Source organism: Bacillus sp. P4_D3, from assembly GCF_056401855.1.
In genome coordinates this window covers 1-16143 of sequence record NZ_JBFUIN010000053.1, presented here as the reverse complement: position 1 = coordinate 16143, position 16143 = coordinate 1, and the positions used below count along the sequence as shown (strand labels likewise).

The 16143-nt window shown below is 36.9% G+C and carries 18 protein-coding genes, 2 pseudogenes and 1 other annotated feature; of the genes and pseudogenes, 6 read left to right on the top strand and 14 right to left on the bottom strand.

The genetic code is table 11. The features are described from left to right. The 8 genes from leuD to ilvE all read right to left on the bottom strand — a co-directional run. Positions 1 to 446, bottom strand: a 446-nt coding sequence (gene leuD / locus AC1DTM_RS09940; RefSeq protein ID WP_477000201.1) for a 3-isopropylmalate dehydratase small subunit, incomplete at its 3' end; no start/stop codon positions are given. Next, positions 424 to 1818, bottom strand: coding sequence for a 3-isopropylmalate dehydratase large subunit (gene leuC / locus AC1DTM_RS09935; protein ID WP_016104285.1), 1395 nt, complete (start codon positions 1816 to 1818; stop codon positions 424 to 426). The genes leuD and leuC, both read right to left, overlap by 23 nt. Then, on the bottom strand, positions 1818 to 2882 hold the full coding sequence (gene leuB, locus AC1DTM_RS09930) for a 3-isopropylmalate dehydrogenase (RefSeq protein ID WP_002158676.1): 1065 nt from the start codon (positions 2880 to 2882) through the stop codon (positions 1818 to 1820). The genes leuC and leuB overlap by 1 nt, the downstream gene beginning before the upstream one ends. Positions 2883 to 2960: 78 nt before the next feature. After that, positions 2961 to 4481, bottom strand: a complete 1521-nt coding sequence (leuA, locus tag AC1DTM_RS09925; protein ID WP_002158677.1) for a 2-isopropylmalate synthase — start codon at positions 4479 to 4481, stop codon at positions 2961 to 2963. 1 nt (position 4482) lies between these two features. Then, positions 4483 to 5493 (bottom strand): ketol-acid reductoisomerase, encoded by a 1011-nt coding sequence (ilvC, locus tag AC1DTM_RS09920; protein ID WP_477000200.1) that lies wholly within the window; start codon positions 5491 to 5493, stop codon positions 4483 to 4485. A 27-nt stretch (positions 5494 to 5520) separates the two neighbouring features. Continuing rightward, complete coding sequence (gene ilvN, locus AC1DTM_RS09915; protein WP_016104283.1) at positions 5521 to 6030, bottom strand: acetolactate synthase small subunit; 510 nt, start codon at positions 6028 to 6030, stop codon at positions 5521 to 5523. Next, positions 6027 to 7727: an acetolactate synthase large subunit gene (gene ilvB / locus AC1DTM_RS09910; protein WP_016104282.1), complete on the bottom strand. Its 1701-nt coding sequence runs from the start codon at positions 7725 to 7727 to the stop codon at positions 6027 to 6029. Before ilvB ends, ilvN begins: the two co-directional genes overlap by 4 nt. Before the next feature lie 73 nt (positions 7728 to 7800). Continuing rightward, positions 7801 to 8029 (bottom strand) — a binding site (T-box leader). A 16-nt stretch (positions 8030 to 8045) separates the two neighbouring features. After that, entirely contained in the window at positions 8046 to 8942 is an 897-nt protein-coding gene (gene ilvE, locus AC1DTM_RS09905; protein WP_002030649.1) for a branched-chain-amino-acid transaminase, read from the bottom strand. Between the two features lie 415 nt (positions 8943 to 9357). Here ilvE and AC1DTM_RS09900 point away from each other — a divergent pair, with 415 nt between their 5' ends. Continuing rightward, positions 9358 to 9597 carry a DUF3911 family protein gene (locus AC1DTM_RS09900; RefSeq protein ID WP_002158680.1) on the top strand — a complete coding sequence of 80 codons (240 nt, stop codon included), beginning with the start codon at positions 9358 to 9360 and terminating at the stop codon, positions 9595 to 9597. A gap of 86 nt (positions 9598 to 9683) precedes the next feature. After that, complete coding sequence (locus AC1DTM_RS09895; RefSeq protein ID WP_199715524.1) at positions 9684 to 9923, top strand: YkuS family protein; 240 nt, start codon at positions 9684 to 9686, stop codon at positions 9921 to 9923. 423 nt (positions 9924 to 10346) lie between these two features. On the opposite strand, the gene AC1DTM_RS09890 is transcribed toward AC1DTM_RS09895, so the two are convergent. Together AC1DTM_RS09890 and ytfJ are read right to left on the bottom strand one after the other, a co-directional pair. After that, entirely contained in the window at positions 10347 to 10436 is a 90-nt protein-coding gene (locus tag AC1DTM_RS09890) for a hypothetical protein (protein ID WP_000608225.1), read from the bottom strand. Between the two features lie 108 nt (positions 10437 to 10544). Continuing rightward, on the bottom strand, positions 10545 to 10952 hold the full coding sequence (gene ytfJ / locus AC1DTM_RS09885; protein ID WP_088098851.1) for a GerW family sporulation protein: 408 nt from the start codon (positions 10950 to 10952) through the stop codon (positions 10545 to 10547). A 190-nt stretch (positions 10953 to 11142) separates the two neighbouring features. On the opposite strand from ytfJ, the gene AC1DTM_RS09880 reads away from it, so the two are divergent. Beyond that, positions 11143 to 11508, top strand: a complete 366-nt coding sequence (locus AC1DTM_RS09880; RefSeq protein ID WP_002158683.1) for a hypothetical protein — start codon at positions 11143 to 11145, stop codon at positions 11506 to 11508. A gap of 34 nt (positions 11509 to 11542) precedes the next feature. On the opposite strand, the gene AC1DTM_RS09875 is transcribed toward AC1DTM_RS09880, so the two are convergent. Continuing rightward, positions 11543 to 12886, bottom strand: a complete 1344-nt coding sequence (locus AC1DTM_RS09875) for a TrkH family potassium uptake protein (protein WP_088098850.1) — start codon at positions 12884 to 12886, stop codon at positions 11543 to 11545. 676 nt (positions 12887 to 13562) lie between these two features. On the opposite strand from AC1DTM_RS09875, the pseudogene AC1DTM_RS09870 reads away from it, so the two are divergent. After that, positions 13563 to 13819, top strand: a pseudogene (locus AC1DTM_RS09870) (dicarboxylate/amino acid:cation symporter); the annotation flags it as partial. A gap of 21 nt (positions 13820 to 13840) precedes the next feature. Here the strand turns inward: AC1DTM_RS09870 and AC1DTM_RS09865 are convergent. Beyond that, positions 13841 to 13996 carry a hypothetical protein gene (locus AC1DTM_RS09865; protein WP_002149538.1) on the bottom strand — a complete coding sequence of 52 codons (156 nt, stop codon included), beginning with the start codon at positions 13994 to 13996 and terminating at the stop codon, positions 13841 to 13843. A gap of 153 nt (positions 13997 to 14149) precedes the next feature. Next, complete coding sequence (locus AC1DTM_RS09860; RefSeq protein ID WP_477000199.1) at positions 14150 to 14569, bottom strand: MarR family winged helix-turn-helix transcriptional regulator; 420 nt, start codon at positions 14567 to 14569, stop codon at positions 14150 to 14152. Positions 14570 to 14730: 161 nt separating this feature from the next. Between AC1DTM_RS09860 and AC1DTM_RS09855 the strand changes: the two genes are divergently transcribed. After that, positions 14731 to 15162, top strand: a complete 432-nt coding sequence (locus AC1DTM_RS09855) for a YrvL family regulatory protein (protein ID WP_088098849.1) — start codon at positions 14731 to 14733, stop codon at positions 15160 to 15162. Between the two features lie 33 nt (positions 15163 to 15195). After that, the gene (locus AC1DTM_RS09850) at positions 15196 to 15783 is read left to right on the top strand and encodes a thioredoxin family protein (protein ID WP_088098848.1); all 588 of its coding nucleotides are present in this window, start codon (positions 15196 to 15198) and stop codon (positions 15781 to 15783) included. 31 nt (positions 15784 to 15814) lie between these two features. On the opposite strand, the pseudogene uppP reads toward AC1DTM_RS09850, so the two are convergent. Then, positions 15815 to 16143: pseudogene (gene uppP, locus AC1DTM_RS09845) on the bottom strand (bacitracin resistance undecaprenyl-diphosphatase); the annotation flags it as partial.

Here is a 16143-nt window from a genome sequence, read left to right as displayed (position 1 = left end):
GTTGTAATTACCTCATTCTCTAAATCTACTTCTATTTGTTCTCTCGCATCCGTTTTAGCAAGTTGTTCACGCATTTCTTTATCCATTACAATCGGTAACATACCATTTTTCATGCAATTCATATAAAAAATATCTGCAAATCCCCCGGCGATAATAACGCGAAAACCATAATCAGCAAGCGCCCACGGAGCATGTTCTCTTGATGAACCGCATCCAAAATTATCACCCGTAATTAATATACTTGCTCCTTTCCGTTCTTGCGCATTAAGAGGGAAATTAGGATTTTCATGGTGCTCATTATCGTAACGCCACTCATCAAATAGATATTTTCCAAATCCCGTCCTTTCAATTCTCTTTAAATATTGCTTCGGAATAATTTGATCTGTATCAATGTTATCATTCATAAGTACTGCGGCAGTACCTTTATGAATACGAAATGGCTCCATCATAATTCTCCTTTCTAATATCAACAAAATGACCATATAACGCAGCTGCTGCTGCCATAGCTGGGCTTACTAAATGTGTTCGTGCTCCTTTCCCTTGCCTTCCTTCAAAATTACGATTTGAAGTAGATGCACAATGCTCCCCTTCAGGCACTTGATCCGGATTCATTCCAAGACACATTGAACATCCAGGCTCTCTCCATTCAAATCCCGCTTCTTCAAATATGTGATGTAATCCTTTTTGCATCGCTGCTTCTCTTATCCTTTTAGAACCAGGCACAACGAGGGCTCGCACACCGTCTTTCACTTTTTTCCCTTTTACAACAGATGCTGCAATTTCCAAATCAGATAATCGAGAATTTGTACAAGACCCAATGAAGACATGCTGAACTGGAATTTCAAAAGTACTTTGTCCAGGACTCAATCCCATATACGAATATGCTCTTTCATCATTTTCATCATGTTTTTCTGGTAATTTTTCATCAATTCGAACACCCATACTAGGATTTGTTCCCCAAGTGACATACGGTGCTAAACCCGTAACATTTACCGAAATATGTAAATCATAAATTGCATCTGAATCTGTATAAAGCTCCGACCATTTTCCCGTAAACATTTCATAGTCTTTCGGTGCATATTCACGCCCTTTTACATAAGAAAATGTTTTCTCATCTGGTGCAATGATGCCAGCTTTCGCTCCCCCTTCAATTGCCATATTGCAAAGTGTCATCCTCTCTTCCATTTCCATAGCATGAATCGTCTCACCGTAAAATTCCATTACATATCCAGTTCCAACTGCTACACCGTACTTTGAAAGGAGATGCAAAATAATATCCTTTGCATAAACGCCTTTTGGTAACTTTCCTTTTAATTCAATTCCCATCGCTTTCGGCTTTCGTTGCCACAACGTTTGCGTTGCTAATACATGTTCTACTTCACTCGTACCAATACCAAATGCTAACGCTCCGAAAGCACCGTGGGTGGCTGTATGACTATCACCACAAACAATCGTTTTCCCTGGCTGCGTGAGTCCAAGTTCTGGTCCTATAACGTGAACGATTCCTTGCTCTTCATCACCAATATCAGCTAATGACACCTGAAATTGTTTACAGTTCTCACGAAGTGTATCCAATTGCTGCTTCGCAATACGATCGGTAATATTCCAAACATCTATCGTCGGAATATTATGATCCATCGTTGCAAACGTTAATTCCGGTCTGCGGACAGTTCGATTTGCCAGCCGCAAGCCTTCAAAGGCTTGCGGTGACGTTACTTCATGAACGAGATGAAGATCGATATATAATAAATCCAATCCATTTTCATTCGTTGCAACTACATGTCTCTCCCAAAGCTTATCTAGTAATCTTTTGCCCATTATCGTCCTCTCCCTACTAGCGCTTGCTCTTCCATTTCTTGAATAACCGCCTTCGTAAATGAAGTTGTCGTCTCATCTCCCCCAATATCAGCTGTACATTTTCCAGATTTAAGAACTGCAGATATTGCGGATTCAATTGCATACCCTTCTCTCGTTAATCCAAATGATTGTCCGAGCATCATCGCAACTGAACGCATCATCGCAATTGGATTCGCTTTATTTTTCCCTGCAATATCTGGTGCTGATCCGTGAATAGGTTCATATAAAGACGGCCCGTTTTCCGCATGACTCGCTGATGGAAGCATTCCTAATGACCCTGCCAATACAGAGGCCTCGTCACTTAAAATGTCACCAAATAAATTTTCGGTTACAATTACATCAAAACGTCCTGGATTCCGAATTAACTCCATAGCAGCTGCATCTACTAAAATGTGCTCTAATTCAACATCAGGATAACGAAGAGCTACTTCTTCCGTAACAGCTCTCCACAGTTTACTAGATTCTAAAACATTCGCTTTATCAATAGACGTTACTTTTTTCTCTCTCTTACTCGCTAATTGAAAAGCATACGACACGATACGTTCAATTTCATGACGATGGTACGTAAGTGTATCAGTTGCCGATTCTTCCGTTCTTTCTTTTGGATAAGAGAAATAAATACCACCTGTTAGTTCACGAACGACAACGAAGTCAATTTCATCTGCGTTTTTTAATGGCGATAAATGTGCAGTTGCGCTTTCTACTGTTACAGGGCGAACATTTGCAAATACACCAAGTCCTTTTCTTAAAGCTAATAATCCTTTCTCTGGCCTTTCTTTCGCATCATCCCACCGTGGTCCACCAACCGCTCCAAGTAAAACCGCATCACTCGCTAAACAAGCGGCAAGTGTTCGCTGTGGTAATGGTTGCCCAGTTAAATCGATAGCAGCTCCGCCAAAGTACTCATCTTGTAAATGAAAATGATGTCCATATAACCTCTCTACCATATGCAATACTTCCTTCGCGCTTTCCATAACTTCCGGACCAACACCATCACCCGCTAAACAAACGATACGTTTTTCCAAGTAAAACACTCCTTTTTATCTGAATTTTCAGAAATATATTTTGATAAGTAAGGGACGAGTCCCTTACTTATCAAACAGTTACTTCACAAGAGTAATAAAAGATTTTAATTTTCCCGCCGCATGAACGTACGCTCTCGCCGATGCTTCTAATACGTCTTGCGCAACACCAAAACCTGATACTTGATGAGTTCCTTCTTTTAATTCAACATGAACATGTGCAAGTGCATCTTGACCTTGCGTTATAGATTGTATGCGATAATCCGCTAAGTCACATTCTAATCCTAAAATTCTTTGAATTGCATTATAGATTGCTTCAATACTTCCAGAACCAGTTGCTGCATCTTCGTACATATTCCCTTCCTCATCTTTTAGTACAACCGTTGCACACTGTGTACTATTTGATACGAAGTGTACTTGCAATTGCGTAATGCTATATTGTTGTGCCGAAAATGCTGCTTCACCAAGCATAAGCGCACGTAAATCTTCTTCTGTAATTTCCTTTTTTCGATCAGCTAATTTTTTAAATGCTGCAAACACCGCATCTCGTTCTTCGTTTGTAAATTCGTAGCCTAATTCTTTCATTTTTTCCGTAAATGCGTGACGTCCAGAATGTTTTCCAAGTACAAATAGATTTTGAGATTCACCTATAAGCGCCGGTTCAATAATTTCATATGTCGTCACTTCTTTTAAAACACCATCTTGATGAATACCTGATTCATGAGCGAACGCATTTGCTCCAACAATCGCTTTATTTTTCGGTACAACCATACCTGTTAAACGACTTACTAATGTACTTGTCGCTTTAATTTCTTTTAACGTCATAGAGGACTCTGCTTCATAGAAATCTTTTCTAATATGGAGAGCAACTGCGACTTCTTCTAAGGCTGCATTTCCTGCTCTTTCTCCAATTCCATTAATCGTTCCTTCTACTTGTAACGCTCCGCCTTCAACTGCAGCTAACGAGTTCGCTACTGCCATCCCAAGATCATCGTGACAATGACAAGAGAAAATTGCTTTTTCATACGAAGGAACGGATTCTTTTAAGTATTTAAAAAGAGAATAATATTCTTCTGGATTCGTATATCCAACTGTATCAGGAATATTGATTACATTCGCTCCTGCACGAATCGCTACTTCTACTGCTTCAGCTAAAAATGCTCTCGATGTTCTTGTCGCATCTTCTGCTGAAAATTGCACTGTTGGAAATAATGATTTTCCAAGTGTAACCGAGCGATGAATACTATCTAATACATCTTCTTTCGACATACACAGCTTATATTTCATATGAATATCACTCGTAGCTAAAAATACGTGTAATCGAGGAGAGACAGCACCTTTCACTGCGTCATATGCTCTTCGAATATCGCTTTCCTTTGCTCTAGCTAAACTCATAACAGTAGCATTTTGAATGGTATTTGCGATACGTTTTACCGATTGAAAATCACCTTCAGAAGCCGCTGCGAATCCAGCTTCCATTACATTAATACCAAGTCTCTCTAGTTGCCTCGCAATTTGTAATTTCTCTTGTTCATTTAAATTAACTCCTGGTGATTGTTCGCCATCACGAAGCGTCGTATCCATGAACAAAATCTGCTTCATATTATTTAATCCCTACCTTTACTCGCGGCTGTACAAAAGGCATCATTTCACGTAATTTACGTCCAACTACTTCGATTTCATGTTCATTTTMTTTCTCATTTGTCGCCTGGAAATTTGGTCTTCCTGCTTTATGCTCTGCAATCCAGCCTCTTGCAAATGTACCATCTTGAATTTCTGCCAATACTTCCCCCATCGCTTTCTTTGTATCTTCAGTAACAACACGTGGCCCTGATACGAAGTCACCCCACTGCGCTGTATCTGAAACTGAGTATCTCATATTTTCAAGTCCGCCTTCATACATAAGGTCAACAATTAATTTCAGTTCATGTAAACATTCAAAATATGCAAGTTCAGGTTGATAGCCAGCATCAACTAGCGTTTCAAATCCCGCTTTTACAAGTGCAGTCACTCCGCCGCAAAGTACAGCTTGCTCTCCGAATAAATCTGTTTCTGTTTCTTCTTTAAACGTTGTTTCTAATACACCTGCTCTCGTCGCCCCAATTCCATCTGCATATGAAAGTGCCTTTTCAGTCGCAACTCCTGTTGCATCTTGATATACTGCAAATAATGCAGGAACAGCTCCCCCTTCTGCAAACGTACGACGTACTAGATGTCCTGGACCTTTCGGTGCTACTAGAAATACGTCTACATTAGCTGGCGGTTTTACTTGATCAAAGTGAACATTAAAGCCATGTGCGAACACAAGAGAATTACCTGCCTGTAAGTTTGGTTCAATTTCAGCTTCATATACTTCTGGCTGTAATTCATCAGGTAGTAGAATCATTACTACCTCCGCTTTTTCTGCTGCTTCCGCTACTGTATATACAGAAAATCCGTCTTCTTTCGCCTTATCCCATGACTTCCCTTTCCTCAGTCCAACTACTACATCAAATCCGTTATCACGTAAATTTTGTGCATGCGCATGGCCTTGCGATCCATATCCGATGATTGCTACTTTCTTTTCCTTTAATACATTTACCGTTACGTCTTTTTCATAATAAACTTTCGCCATTTTCATTTCCCCCTATTTTTTAAATAATTATTGAATTAACATAACTTGTTTATCTTGTTTTTTCATACTACGTGTAAATGCTGTTACACCTGTTCTAGCAATTTCTTTCAAACCGTATGGACGAAGTAATTCAATTAACGCTTCTACTTTCTCCTGAGTACCTGTTACTTGCACCACCATGGAATCCTTCCCAACATCTATTACAGTGGCTCGAAATGGTTCAATTAAACTATATAATTCTGCTCTTGCTACAGACGTTGCTACTTTAATAAGTGCAAGTTCTCTAGCGATCATCGCTTCTTCTGTAATATCTGATACTTTCAGTACGTCGATTTGCTTATGAAGTTGTTTAATTAACTGCTCAACTTGCTGTTCATTTTCAACGTGTACAACAATCGTCATTCTCGAAATATCCGATGATTCCGTATGACCTACTGAAATACTTTCAATATTAAAATGTCTACGTGTCATAACACCTGTAATTCGATTTAACACACCGCTTTGATTTCGAACTGTCGCTGTTACAATTCTCTTCACCTTTTCTCCACCCCCTCCATTTGGTGAACCCCTTTCCCTGGTGCAACCATCGGCATAACCTTTTCAGATTGAAGTACGCGGCAATCAATTACGACTGGCTCTCTTAATTCAATTGCATACTGTAATTGTTGCTTTGCAAGAAGTGGGTCTTCAATACGAACACCTTTTATGCCATATGCATTGGCAAGTGCGACAAAATCTGGTTGGCATGAAAGTAAGGAGTACGAATATCGCCTATTATAAAATTCCTCTTGCCATTGTCTTACCATCCCTAAAGCTTCATTATTTAAAATAAAAACTTTAACCGGTAAAGAATGCTCTTTCAACACACTAAGTTCTTGCAAGGTCATTTGAAATCCAGCATCACCGACAATTGCAATAACTAGTTCTTCAGGCTTTGCGATTTGTGCACCTATTGCTGCTGGAAACCCGAAGCCCATTGTTCCCAATCCCCCAGAAGTTACCCATCTATCTGGGTTTTTCAATGGATAATATTGAGCTGCCCACATTTGATGTTGCCCAACATCTGTTGTTACAATCGCTTCTCCTTTCGTAATTTCGTATAGCATATCAATTGCATATTGAGGTTTAATACGTTCTGCATGTTCTTTGTAAGAAAGAGGATATTTTTCTTTTCTACTATTCAATAACGAAAGCCAATCATTGTAATTTACTTCCCCTTCTTTAAAAGTGAGTATAGCTTCTAATGCTTGCTTCGCACTCGCAACAATAGGGATTTCAGTCGGCACATTTTTCCCAATTTCCGCTGGATCAATATCTATATGTGCGACAATCGCTTCTTTAGCAAAATAAGCTAAATTCCCAGTAAGACGATCATCAAATCTTGCACCTATATTAATAAGTAAGTCACATTCATATAACGCCATATTTGCGGTGTATGAACCGTGCATTCCTCCCATCCCTAGAAATAGTTCATCATCTGGCGGAAACCCGCCAAGACCAAGTAATGTATGAACAACTGGAATATGATATTTGCGAGCAAAGCTTGTTAATTCTTTCGATGCTCTCGCATGCAATACACCTGCTCCAGCTAAAATTAATGGCTTTTTTGAGACCTCAATCGCTTGTAATAATTTGTTTATTTGTAGTAGATTCGGTTCATAATTAGGCTGGTATCCTGGTAAATCCATTTGTACGTCGCTACATCTCTCGCCTTGCTCTACTACCATATCTTTCGGAAGGTCAATTACGACTGGGCCCGGTCTTCCTGTTCTAGCGATATGAAATGCTTCTTTAATAATTCGGGGTAAATCCGATGCTTTTCGCACTTGATAATTATGTTTTGTCACCGGCATCGTAAGCCCCATAATATCTGCTTCTTGGAAAGCATCACTTCCGATTAACGTTGTTGCTACTTGCCCTGTAAATACAACAAGCGGTAATGAATCAATCATCGCGTCAGCTAAACCAGTAATAACATTTGTAGCACCCGGTCCACTTGTTGCAATTACCACTCCTGGATTCCCTGTAATTCTTGCATATCCTTCAGCAGCATGAATTGCACCTTGCTCATGCCTCGTTAAAATATGCGGGATTTCACAATCATAAAGCGCATCATATAGAGGTAAAACCGCACCACCTGGATACCCGAAAATCACTTCTACTTCTTCCTTTTCTAGCGCTTCTAACAATAGCTGTGCACCAGTTGCGAGTTTCTCTTCCGTTTTTGAAGACATTTTTCTTATAAGCCCCCTTTTTTAAACCATTTATAAAATAAAAAAATCCTACGTCCACACTCCAGCTATGTGCTGAAGGGACGAAAGATTTCGCGGTACCACCCTTCTTTGCAAGATTACTCTTGCCTCAGTGACTCGGGATATGAGTCTAGCTAATAACGGAGCTACCGTCTAAGCCTAAATAAACACTTCAGCTTAGCACTCAAGGGTGATGTTCGTCGACGTGAACCATCGGTTTCCAGCAACCACCGACTCTCTGTGAGGCTTCACAGTCAACTACTCCTCCCTATCAACGCTTTATCATGTCATAAAGAGCTATTATCCAACTTTATTTTCTTCGTAAATTTTCTCTCCATCTTCTACAACTAATTTACGGAATTCTTCTAATAAACGATTCGTATGTGGCCCTGTTCTCCCTAAACCAATCGTTCTTCCATCTACTGTCGTAACAGCAATTACTTCAGCAGCTGTTCCTGTTAAAAACACTTCATCAGCTACATATACATCGTGCCTTGTAAATAATTCTTCTCTTACGTCATATCCAAGTTTTTCGCCGATTTCTAAAATCGCGTTTCGTGTAATACCTTCTAACGCTCCAGCAGAACTTGGTGGTGTAATTAATTTATTTCCCTTCACAATAAATACGTTATCTCCAGAGCCTTCAGCTACATATCCTTGGTCATTTAACATAAGTGCTTCTTGTACTCCAGCTAGTTTCGCCTCAATGCGAACTAAAATATTATTTAAGTAATTTAAAGATTTTACTTGAGGCGATAAAACATCCGGGCGATTACGACGCGTTGCAACTGTTATAATCGGAATCCCTTTTTCATAATATTCTTGTGGAAATAAAGATAGTTGCTCTGCAATTACTACTACATTTGGTTTCGTACAAGAATCGGGATCTAATCCCAAATTCCCAGGTCCTCTTGATACAACGAGGCGGATATATCCATTAGATAGTTTGTTTTGTCGAATCGTTTCAACAACGATTTTCATTGCTTCTTCTAACGTATATGGAATTTCTAACATGATGGATTTCGCTGATTCATATAACCGGACAAGATGCTCTCTCAAACGGAAAACATTACCGCTATATACCCTAATTCCTTCGAACACTCCATCGCCATATAAATAGCCATGATCATATACTGAAACCTTTGCTTCGTCTTTTGGAACAAATTCTCCATTTAAGAAAATCCACTGCTCGTTCACTTGAAAGCGCCCCCTATGTTCTATGAGTTTTTTATTGTTTCCTAGTTTACTCTCCTTTTCAAATAAATCAAGTGAATTTTTAGAAAATTTCTAATTTTTAATCGCACGTACATCTTTGATTATATTGATTTAACAACATTGTTAACGTTTACAAAAATTCAAAAATTTTTTTTCGCCAAATTCTACTAAAAAAATATTTGTTTAAAAGAARGGTTTTCGCCAATTGATACGAATCTATTGTATTCAATAAACGGACGTCCGATTTTATAAATTCGGGAATATACAACGACTTTTGGTGAAAAAGGGGGAAAATAACAAAAATAACGCTGTCTAAAAATAACATTCATATTTTTCATTTAGTAATCATAATCCTATTTTTAAAAAACAATTTGTCAAATTGAAGGAGGAAATTAAAATGGCGTGTGTACAAATTAAAGGAACGAGACAAGAGGTAGTAGAAATGCTACAACTATTCGATCTAATGGATACGAAAGGGTTTTGTAAATTCGATAATTACGTTGAAGTAGAACCAAATGGCAGGAAACATAACAACTATACAGCTTCAATCGATATTCAATCTAATAACAGTTCAGCACAAGATACATTAAATGATCAATTCGTTAGTCAAATGCTTACTGGTGTATATAACGACTAAACAAATAATCTCTTCCTACCATCTTTTCATAAATATATGCTATGGACTTGAGCATACTAGCAACTAGATGGTAGGAGGTGAAAATTATGGCTAGAATTGGCGTTGAGAACTCTTTAACAGATGTTCAACAAGTTCTTCAGCAACAAGGACATGAAGTCGTTTCACTTAACTCTGAAAATGATGCACATGGATGCGATTGTTGCGTTGTAACCGGGCAAGATTCTAATATGATGGGTATTGCAGATGCATCGATAAAAGGATCTGTAATTAAAGCACATGGTTTAACAACAGATGAAATTTGTCAACAAGTTGAAAACCGCACTTAATCATTTTTATCACGTTATTTGCGAGCTAACATTTAACGGGAATGGTCTCACTGATTATAGTTTCAATTTATCTATAGAAAGAGGGCTCCTTTTGAAAAGGAGCCCTCTTTTTTATATTCACCTAACGGGAAAGTAACATATACTGGATGAAAGCCCTACCTCTCTCTCATCATTACGGTTCCACTGACCGCTCCTTGATTCACTAGTATACATATAAAGCTTACATATACAATTTATAGGGTTTGTTCACAAAAGTTGTTGGTAAGACTACCCGATCTTTCGCAAACTTTTCGTATTATATTCATAAGATTTATTTACTTTACACTAGCTTTAACCGAGACACGAATTAAAATTTTAACACCAATACAATAACTTGTCAACATTTTTCACAAATTTAAAACAGACATTAACGGTTTGTCTGTTTTAGAATGGAGCTTTTTCTTTTATTACATATACAACAAAACCGCTTACTAACATACATAAGCCAACTACTAAGTTTTTGATATTAATCATAAATTCCTCTCCCTTATTCCACACATCATATATATTTACAGTTCAATTATTCCGATCATCCTAAAGCGCACTTTTTCTAATATATCATAATTCCTAAAAAATGCAAGTTCACTTTTGGCGACCATTTACAAATTTATCTACAGTGCTTGGTACAGTATTTAAAGCTTTTTCAATTAAATGTGTACTACTATTAAGATGCAATACCTGTACACCGTTAGAACCAACTACTAAAAAAGCCACTGGGCTAATGGAAACCCCAGCTCCACTTCCGCCTCCAAATGGATGCCCTTGCTTGTTCTCTTTATGCTGCCCTTGTCCGCCATTATGTTTTTCAGAAATAAAATCCCCTTTAAAGTCACTTCCACCAGCTCCAAAACCAAAAGCCACTTGAGATACTGTTAATACTACATTTCCGTCAGCTGTTGAAACCGGACTTCCAACAATCGTATTTACATCTACCATCTCTTTTAAATTTGTCATTGCTGTTTTCATTAAATTTTCAATTGGATGTTCCATTATGTACTACACCCTTTCCTCATTATTCTTTTTTATACTTTCCAAAATAGAGGAAGTCATACTAAGTTTTCCTATTTTGAAAAAACATTTTTCACTTTCCGATTGGATATTACTCCCTGTACAAATTCGGATAAAAACAGTAAAGAGAAACATACTACTATTGAACCTTGTTATGAAAGGAGTCCTTACTTTGACTGAGAAATTTGATGAATATAAAAAAAGAGATCGAATAGATAGTGATTATAGTGACTATAAAGAAGAATACGCAGCTGAAGTTGCACCACAGCGTATTGATTATGATGATAAAGATAACGATGATGTAAGATCATCTGCAGCTGGATCAACTGCTGGTTTTATCGCTCTTGCTTTAGCAATATTATCACTATTCACATTCCCAACACTATTTGGTCTTGTGTCTGTTTTACTCGGTATTTACGCTTATAATCGCGGGGCTACTGTAACTGGTGGCACCGCAGCGATTATTGGCGGTATCGCTGCACTCATTGCGATTTTATTCCGAGTGGCGCTTATTGGTTTATTGTTCTCTCTTTTTTAAAAAGAAAAAGGTATCTCGCTTTATGCGGGATACCTTATCCTGTAAATACATCTTCTGATGGATATTTAATTTTTTGTTTCGCTGGTCGAGCCAAAGAGAACACAAGTGTTAACGGTCCGATTAATCCACAAAACATAACAAACATAATAATACATTTTCCAAACGCCGATAGCTTCGCAGTAATCCCCATCGTTAACCCTACTGTGCCAAACGCTGAAATTGTCTCAAATAATAACTGAATAAAACTGAAATCTTCTGTAAGCATTAATACAAATACCGCTGTAAAAATAAGTATTTGACTAGCAACGACAATTGCTAATGCTCTCGTTACTGTCGACATTTTAATCGTACGCTGAAATAAAACAAAATCCTCTTTCTTTCTAAAGAAAGAAAGAACTGATGTAATTAAAATAACAAATGTCGTTAACTTAATCCCACCGCCTGTCGATACACTTCCCGCACCAATAAACATTAATACCATCGTAAATAGTATCGATGACTCTTCCATCCCCCCATAATCTACCGTGTTAAAACCGGCTGTACGAGGTGTAATTCCTTGGAAGAACGAAGCCCATAACTTTTCATTTAAAGATAAGTGTCCCAAAGTCTTCACATTATTATATTCCAATACAAAAATCACAATCATCGCAATAACATTAAGTGCTATCGTTCCAGCAATCATGATTTTGGAGTGCAGTGATAATTTTCGGAAACTACGGCTATACCATATATCAATTAATACCGTAAACCCTAATCCTCCTATTACAATTAAAGAACAAATCCCAATATTAATAATAGGATCTCCTACATATCTTGTTAAATTATCTGGCCAAAGCGCAAAGCCAGCATTATTATATGACGCAATAACGTGAAAAATACTATAGTATAAACCTTTTCCAAAACCAAACTCTGGAATAAAGCGAATCGATAAAAAGATAACTCCAATTAGCTCAATACAAATAGAAAAAATAAAGACACGTTTCACTAATTTCACAAGACCACCAATATTTGTTTGATTAAATGCTTCTCCAATTAATAACCGGTGGCGTAAACCGATTTTTTTACCTAATACCCAAACTATTAAAATGGCAATCGTCATAAGACCGAGACCACCCGTTTGAATTAAAAACATAATAACAATTTCACCAAACATCGTAAACGTACTTGCAGTATCTACAACACCTAAACCGGTTACAGTCGCTGCCGACGTAGCTGTAAAGAAAGCATCTACCCAACTAATATGTACTTTCGTTGCAAACGGTAACTTTAATAACAATCCTCCGACCACAATTAAACAAAAAAATCCTAATGCTAAAATTTGTGGTGGATTTAATCGTACAAGGCGATTATACAACCCTTGTTTTTTTGCTACTTCCATATCACTAACTCCCTTTATCAAGTGAAGCTTTTATCCCCTCATAAATAAAGACTCTTTAAGAGCCTACAAGTAGCGGGATAAACCTTATATTCTTATAATATAGTTGAGCATAATCCTTTTTTTCATAGATTTCAACTTTTATTTATATTCAGATTCCTATCGTTTTACAAAAGAATATTCTCTATTATATCTCCACTTATACTATAACTCTTACAACAACTATTTTATCCCTTTTCAAATTCCTCTCTCTTTCACTCCAWGTTCACAYSWRGGTCACATCTACCTTTTATAGTATACGTATCGGAGCTATTCCTCCCTAATTTATAAGACATTCCCCAGTGTCTTTGAATAGCTTCCATCCCTAATTAAATTGACATAAATTGTCCCCTTCCCTTGACCATCCTATATGTGATGGTCTTATTTTTTTRTTCTCTCTTTCTTCTTACTTAAAACTCCCTCTCTCTTTCACTCYATGTTCACATCTAGGTCACATCTAYCTTTTATAGTATACGTATCGGAGCTGTTCCTCCCTAATTTATAAGACATTCCCCAGTGTCTTGAAYAGCTTTCCATCCCTAATTAAATTGACATAAATTGTCCCCTTCCCTATAGACCATCATGTGATGGTCTATTTTATTTTCCAAATACATAATTTAACTCTCTTCGCTTATTTCAGCAATTAGCTATGGTTGTATTAACTGCTGTACTAGCTAGTATCGGTACTGCAGGTGTACCAGGTGTTGGACTAGTAATGCTTACGATGGTTTTAAATTAAGTAAATCTACCAGTAGAGGGTATTGCTTTAATTATCGGTATTGACCGCATTCTAGACATGTCTAGAATGCGGTCAATATTTCTGGCGATGCAATTTGTGCAATGATTGTTTCAAAATCAGAAGAAAAATATAATACGGATCAATCTGCAGCATCTTAAATCAAAAAGGAGTGAAATGGGTCACTCCTTTTTTGATTTGCTTCCTTTTTTCGAACGATATTCTTTTCCTTTGTTATCATTACCTGTTTCAAATTCAGCACTAAACTCCTGCTGGAATTGCCCTGATTTTGGTGAACCTTGATTTCCACTTCCTTGACTACCATTACGATTCGTCATATTTCCCCCTCCTTCCTTTATTAGTAGTATGGCGCTCTATCTTTTTTCATACACATTTTATTTTTTATCATCTATTACACACAGAAGAAGACCTTCCATATATGAGGAAGGTCTTCTTCTGTGTTAAGTAAGCGTTTTCTTGTTTGTAACTACTTAAATAAGTTTTTTAGAAATAGATATCATTACATTCATTTCTTCTTCTGAAAGTGAGGAGAATCTTTCTTGTAAATATTTCTTTTTCTCACCTTCCATTTTCGCAACTAAATCTTTCCCTTGTTCTGTAATCTCTAAATATACAACTCGGCGATCTGATGTAGAACGTGAACGAGTTACAAAGCCTTTATTAATTAATTTTTCTGTAACAGCTGTAATATGACTATTCGACASATTTAATTCATTAGCTACACGTGATACCATTTCTTTATTCGTACGATTCAATATTCTAAGGACGATGAACTCATTCCACGGTATGTAACCACCAAATATTTTTCCAATATCATTACGCAACGTGCGAAACATAGAAAAAACATTTGTCGATAGTTCTTCCATTAATTGCTCTCTATTTTGAGACAACTTTGACAGCCCCTTTTATTTCATTTAGTTAAATAAAAACCTTATTAATAATTTTACATGAAATCTTACTTTTTGTCACCTTATTTTCCCATAATTCGTACTTTTTTAATATATATTTCATGTTACAATGAAGTTAATTTCCAGAAAAAGGAGTTGGAATAGTGAGTGAAGAAGACAAGTTTTCTAATCTCAGTCTAAAAGATAAGACTATTATTATTGGTTTTGTTATTCTTATTCTCATTATATTCTTTGCATTTATATTCTTTGTATATGTAGGAATCTTTCAAATCACAGGTATAGAATATTCATCACGAACAGCTCTACTACTCTTTTTTTTACTTATCCTTTTCTTAGATGGTCTTACATATTTTATATTCATTTTCTTTAAAGTACTCCTACATCCAATGATGACAAGTATGCCTAATTGGCTCTCGATTGCTCTTCTCTCCATTATTGAAATTACGTTAGATTGGTTCGTCATTCATACCGCTGACGACTGGATAGAGAGCGTACAAATGTCAAATACAGCTGAATTATATGTCGCACTATTCCTTTTCACACTAAATACATTATTAAGTGATAAGAAAGAGTAAGAATACAAGCTTTTCTATATAAAAATTGGTACAATAAAAACAAATCATACTAAAGAGGTGTTACTTATGAACTTACAACAATGGGCTGATAAAGGTATGTCCTTTGATACATATGTGAATGAAATGAAAGTAAACCAATACGAGCTACTACACATTTACAATAACTTTTTAATTCCAAATGAATTACTTCCTGTATTAGAAAAACGCCAAAATGACGGCTGGCGCGTTATCGTATTAACAGCTGATTGGTGTGGTGACGCTCTTTTATGCGTACCTGTTATGAAACGAATTTCTGAAGTTGCAAATATCGATATGCGATTATTAATTCGTGATGAAAACTTAGAATTAATGGATCAATACTTAACAAACGGAACTGCACGTGCGATTCCAATCTTTATTTTCATTGATAAAGATGGAAATGAACAAGCCGTCTTTGGACCACGCGCTCCAAAAGTACAAGAATTAGTAACTTCCATGCGTGCTACATTGCCTGAAAAAGAAGATCCAACATTCGAGGAAAAACAAAAAGAAATGTACGCTAATTTCCGTGCTACATTAGCTGATGATACTTCTCTTTGGGAACATGTAATGGAAAGCATGATTGAGAAAGTAGTAAAATAAAAAACCTGCCGATTTCGGCAGGTTTTTTTTATTACATAATGAAGAAATAGAATACCGCAGCTAAAATGAAACGGTAATAAGCGAACGGTGTTAGTTTTACACGACCTAACAATTTTAAGAATGAAACAATTGCAAGCATCGCAACAACGAATGCTGTAATAAATCCAGTTGCAAATAACGGTATATCAGCTACGCTTAATATATCCCAGCTTTTAATTAAATCTAAGGCACTTGCAGCTACCATCATTGGCACCGCTAAAATAAATGTATATTCCGCTGCCGCTGTATGCGAAACACGTGCTAATAAACCACCACTTATTGTAGAACCAGAACGAGAAAATCCTGGCCAAAGTGCTAAAC

Bases quoted from the DNA above. Each gene is read 5' to 3' on its own strand.
- leuC (WP_016104285.1), bottom strand. From the start codon at position 1,818: ATGGGCAAAAGATTACTAGATAAGCTTTGGGAGAGACATGTAGTTGCA.
- leuA (WP_002158677.1), bottom strand. From the start codon at position 4,481: ATGAAGCAGATTTTGTTCATGGATACGACGCTTCGTGATGGCGAACAA.
- ilvB (WP_016104282.1), bottom strand. From the start codon at position 7,727: ATGTCTTCAAAAACGGAAGAGAAACTCGCAACTGGTGCACAGCTATTG.
- AC1DTM_RS09900 (WP_002158680.1), top strand. From the start codon at position 9,358: ATGGCGTGTGTACAAATTAAAGGAACGAGACAAGAGGTAGTAGAAATG.
- AC1DTM_RS09895 (WP_199715524.1), top strand. From the start codon at position 9,684: ATGGCTAGAATTGGCGTTGAGAACTCTTTAACAGATGTTCAACAAGTT.
- AC1DTM_RS09890 (WP_000608225.1), bottom strand. From the start codon at position 10,436: ATGATTAATATCAAAAACTTAGTAGTTGGCTTATGTATGTTAGTAAGC.
- ytfJ (WP_088098851.1), bottom strand. From the start codon at position 10,952: ATGGAACATCCAATTGAAAATTTAATGAAAACAGCAATGACAAATTTA.
- AC1DTM_RS09875 (WP_088098850.1), bottom strand. From the start codon at position 12,886: ATGGAAGTAGCAAAAAAACAAGGGTTGTATAATCGCCTTGTACGATTA.
- AC1DTM_RS09865 (WP_002149538.1), bottom strand. From the start codon at position 13,996: ATGACGAATCGTAATGGTAGTCAAGGAAGTGGAAATCAAGGTTCACCA.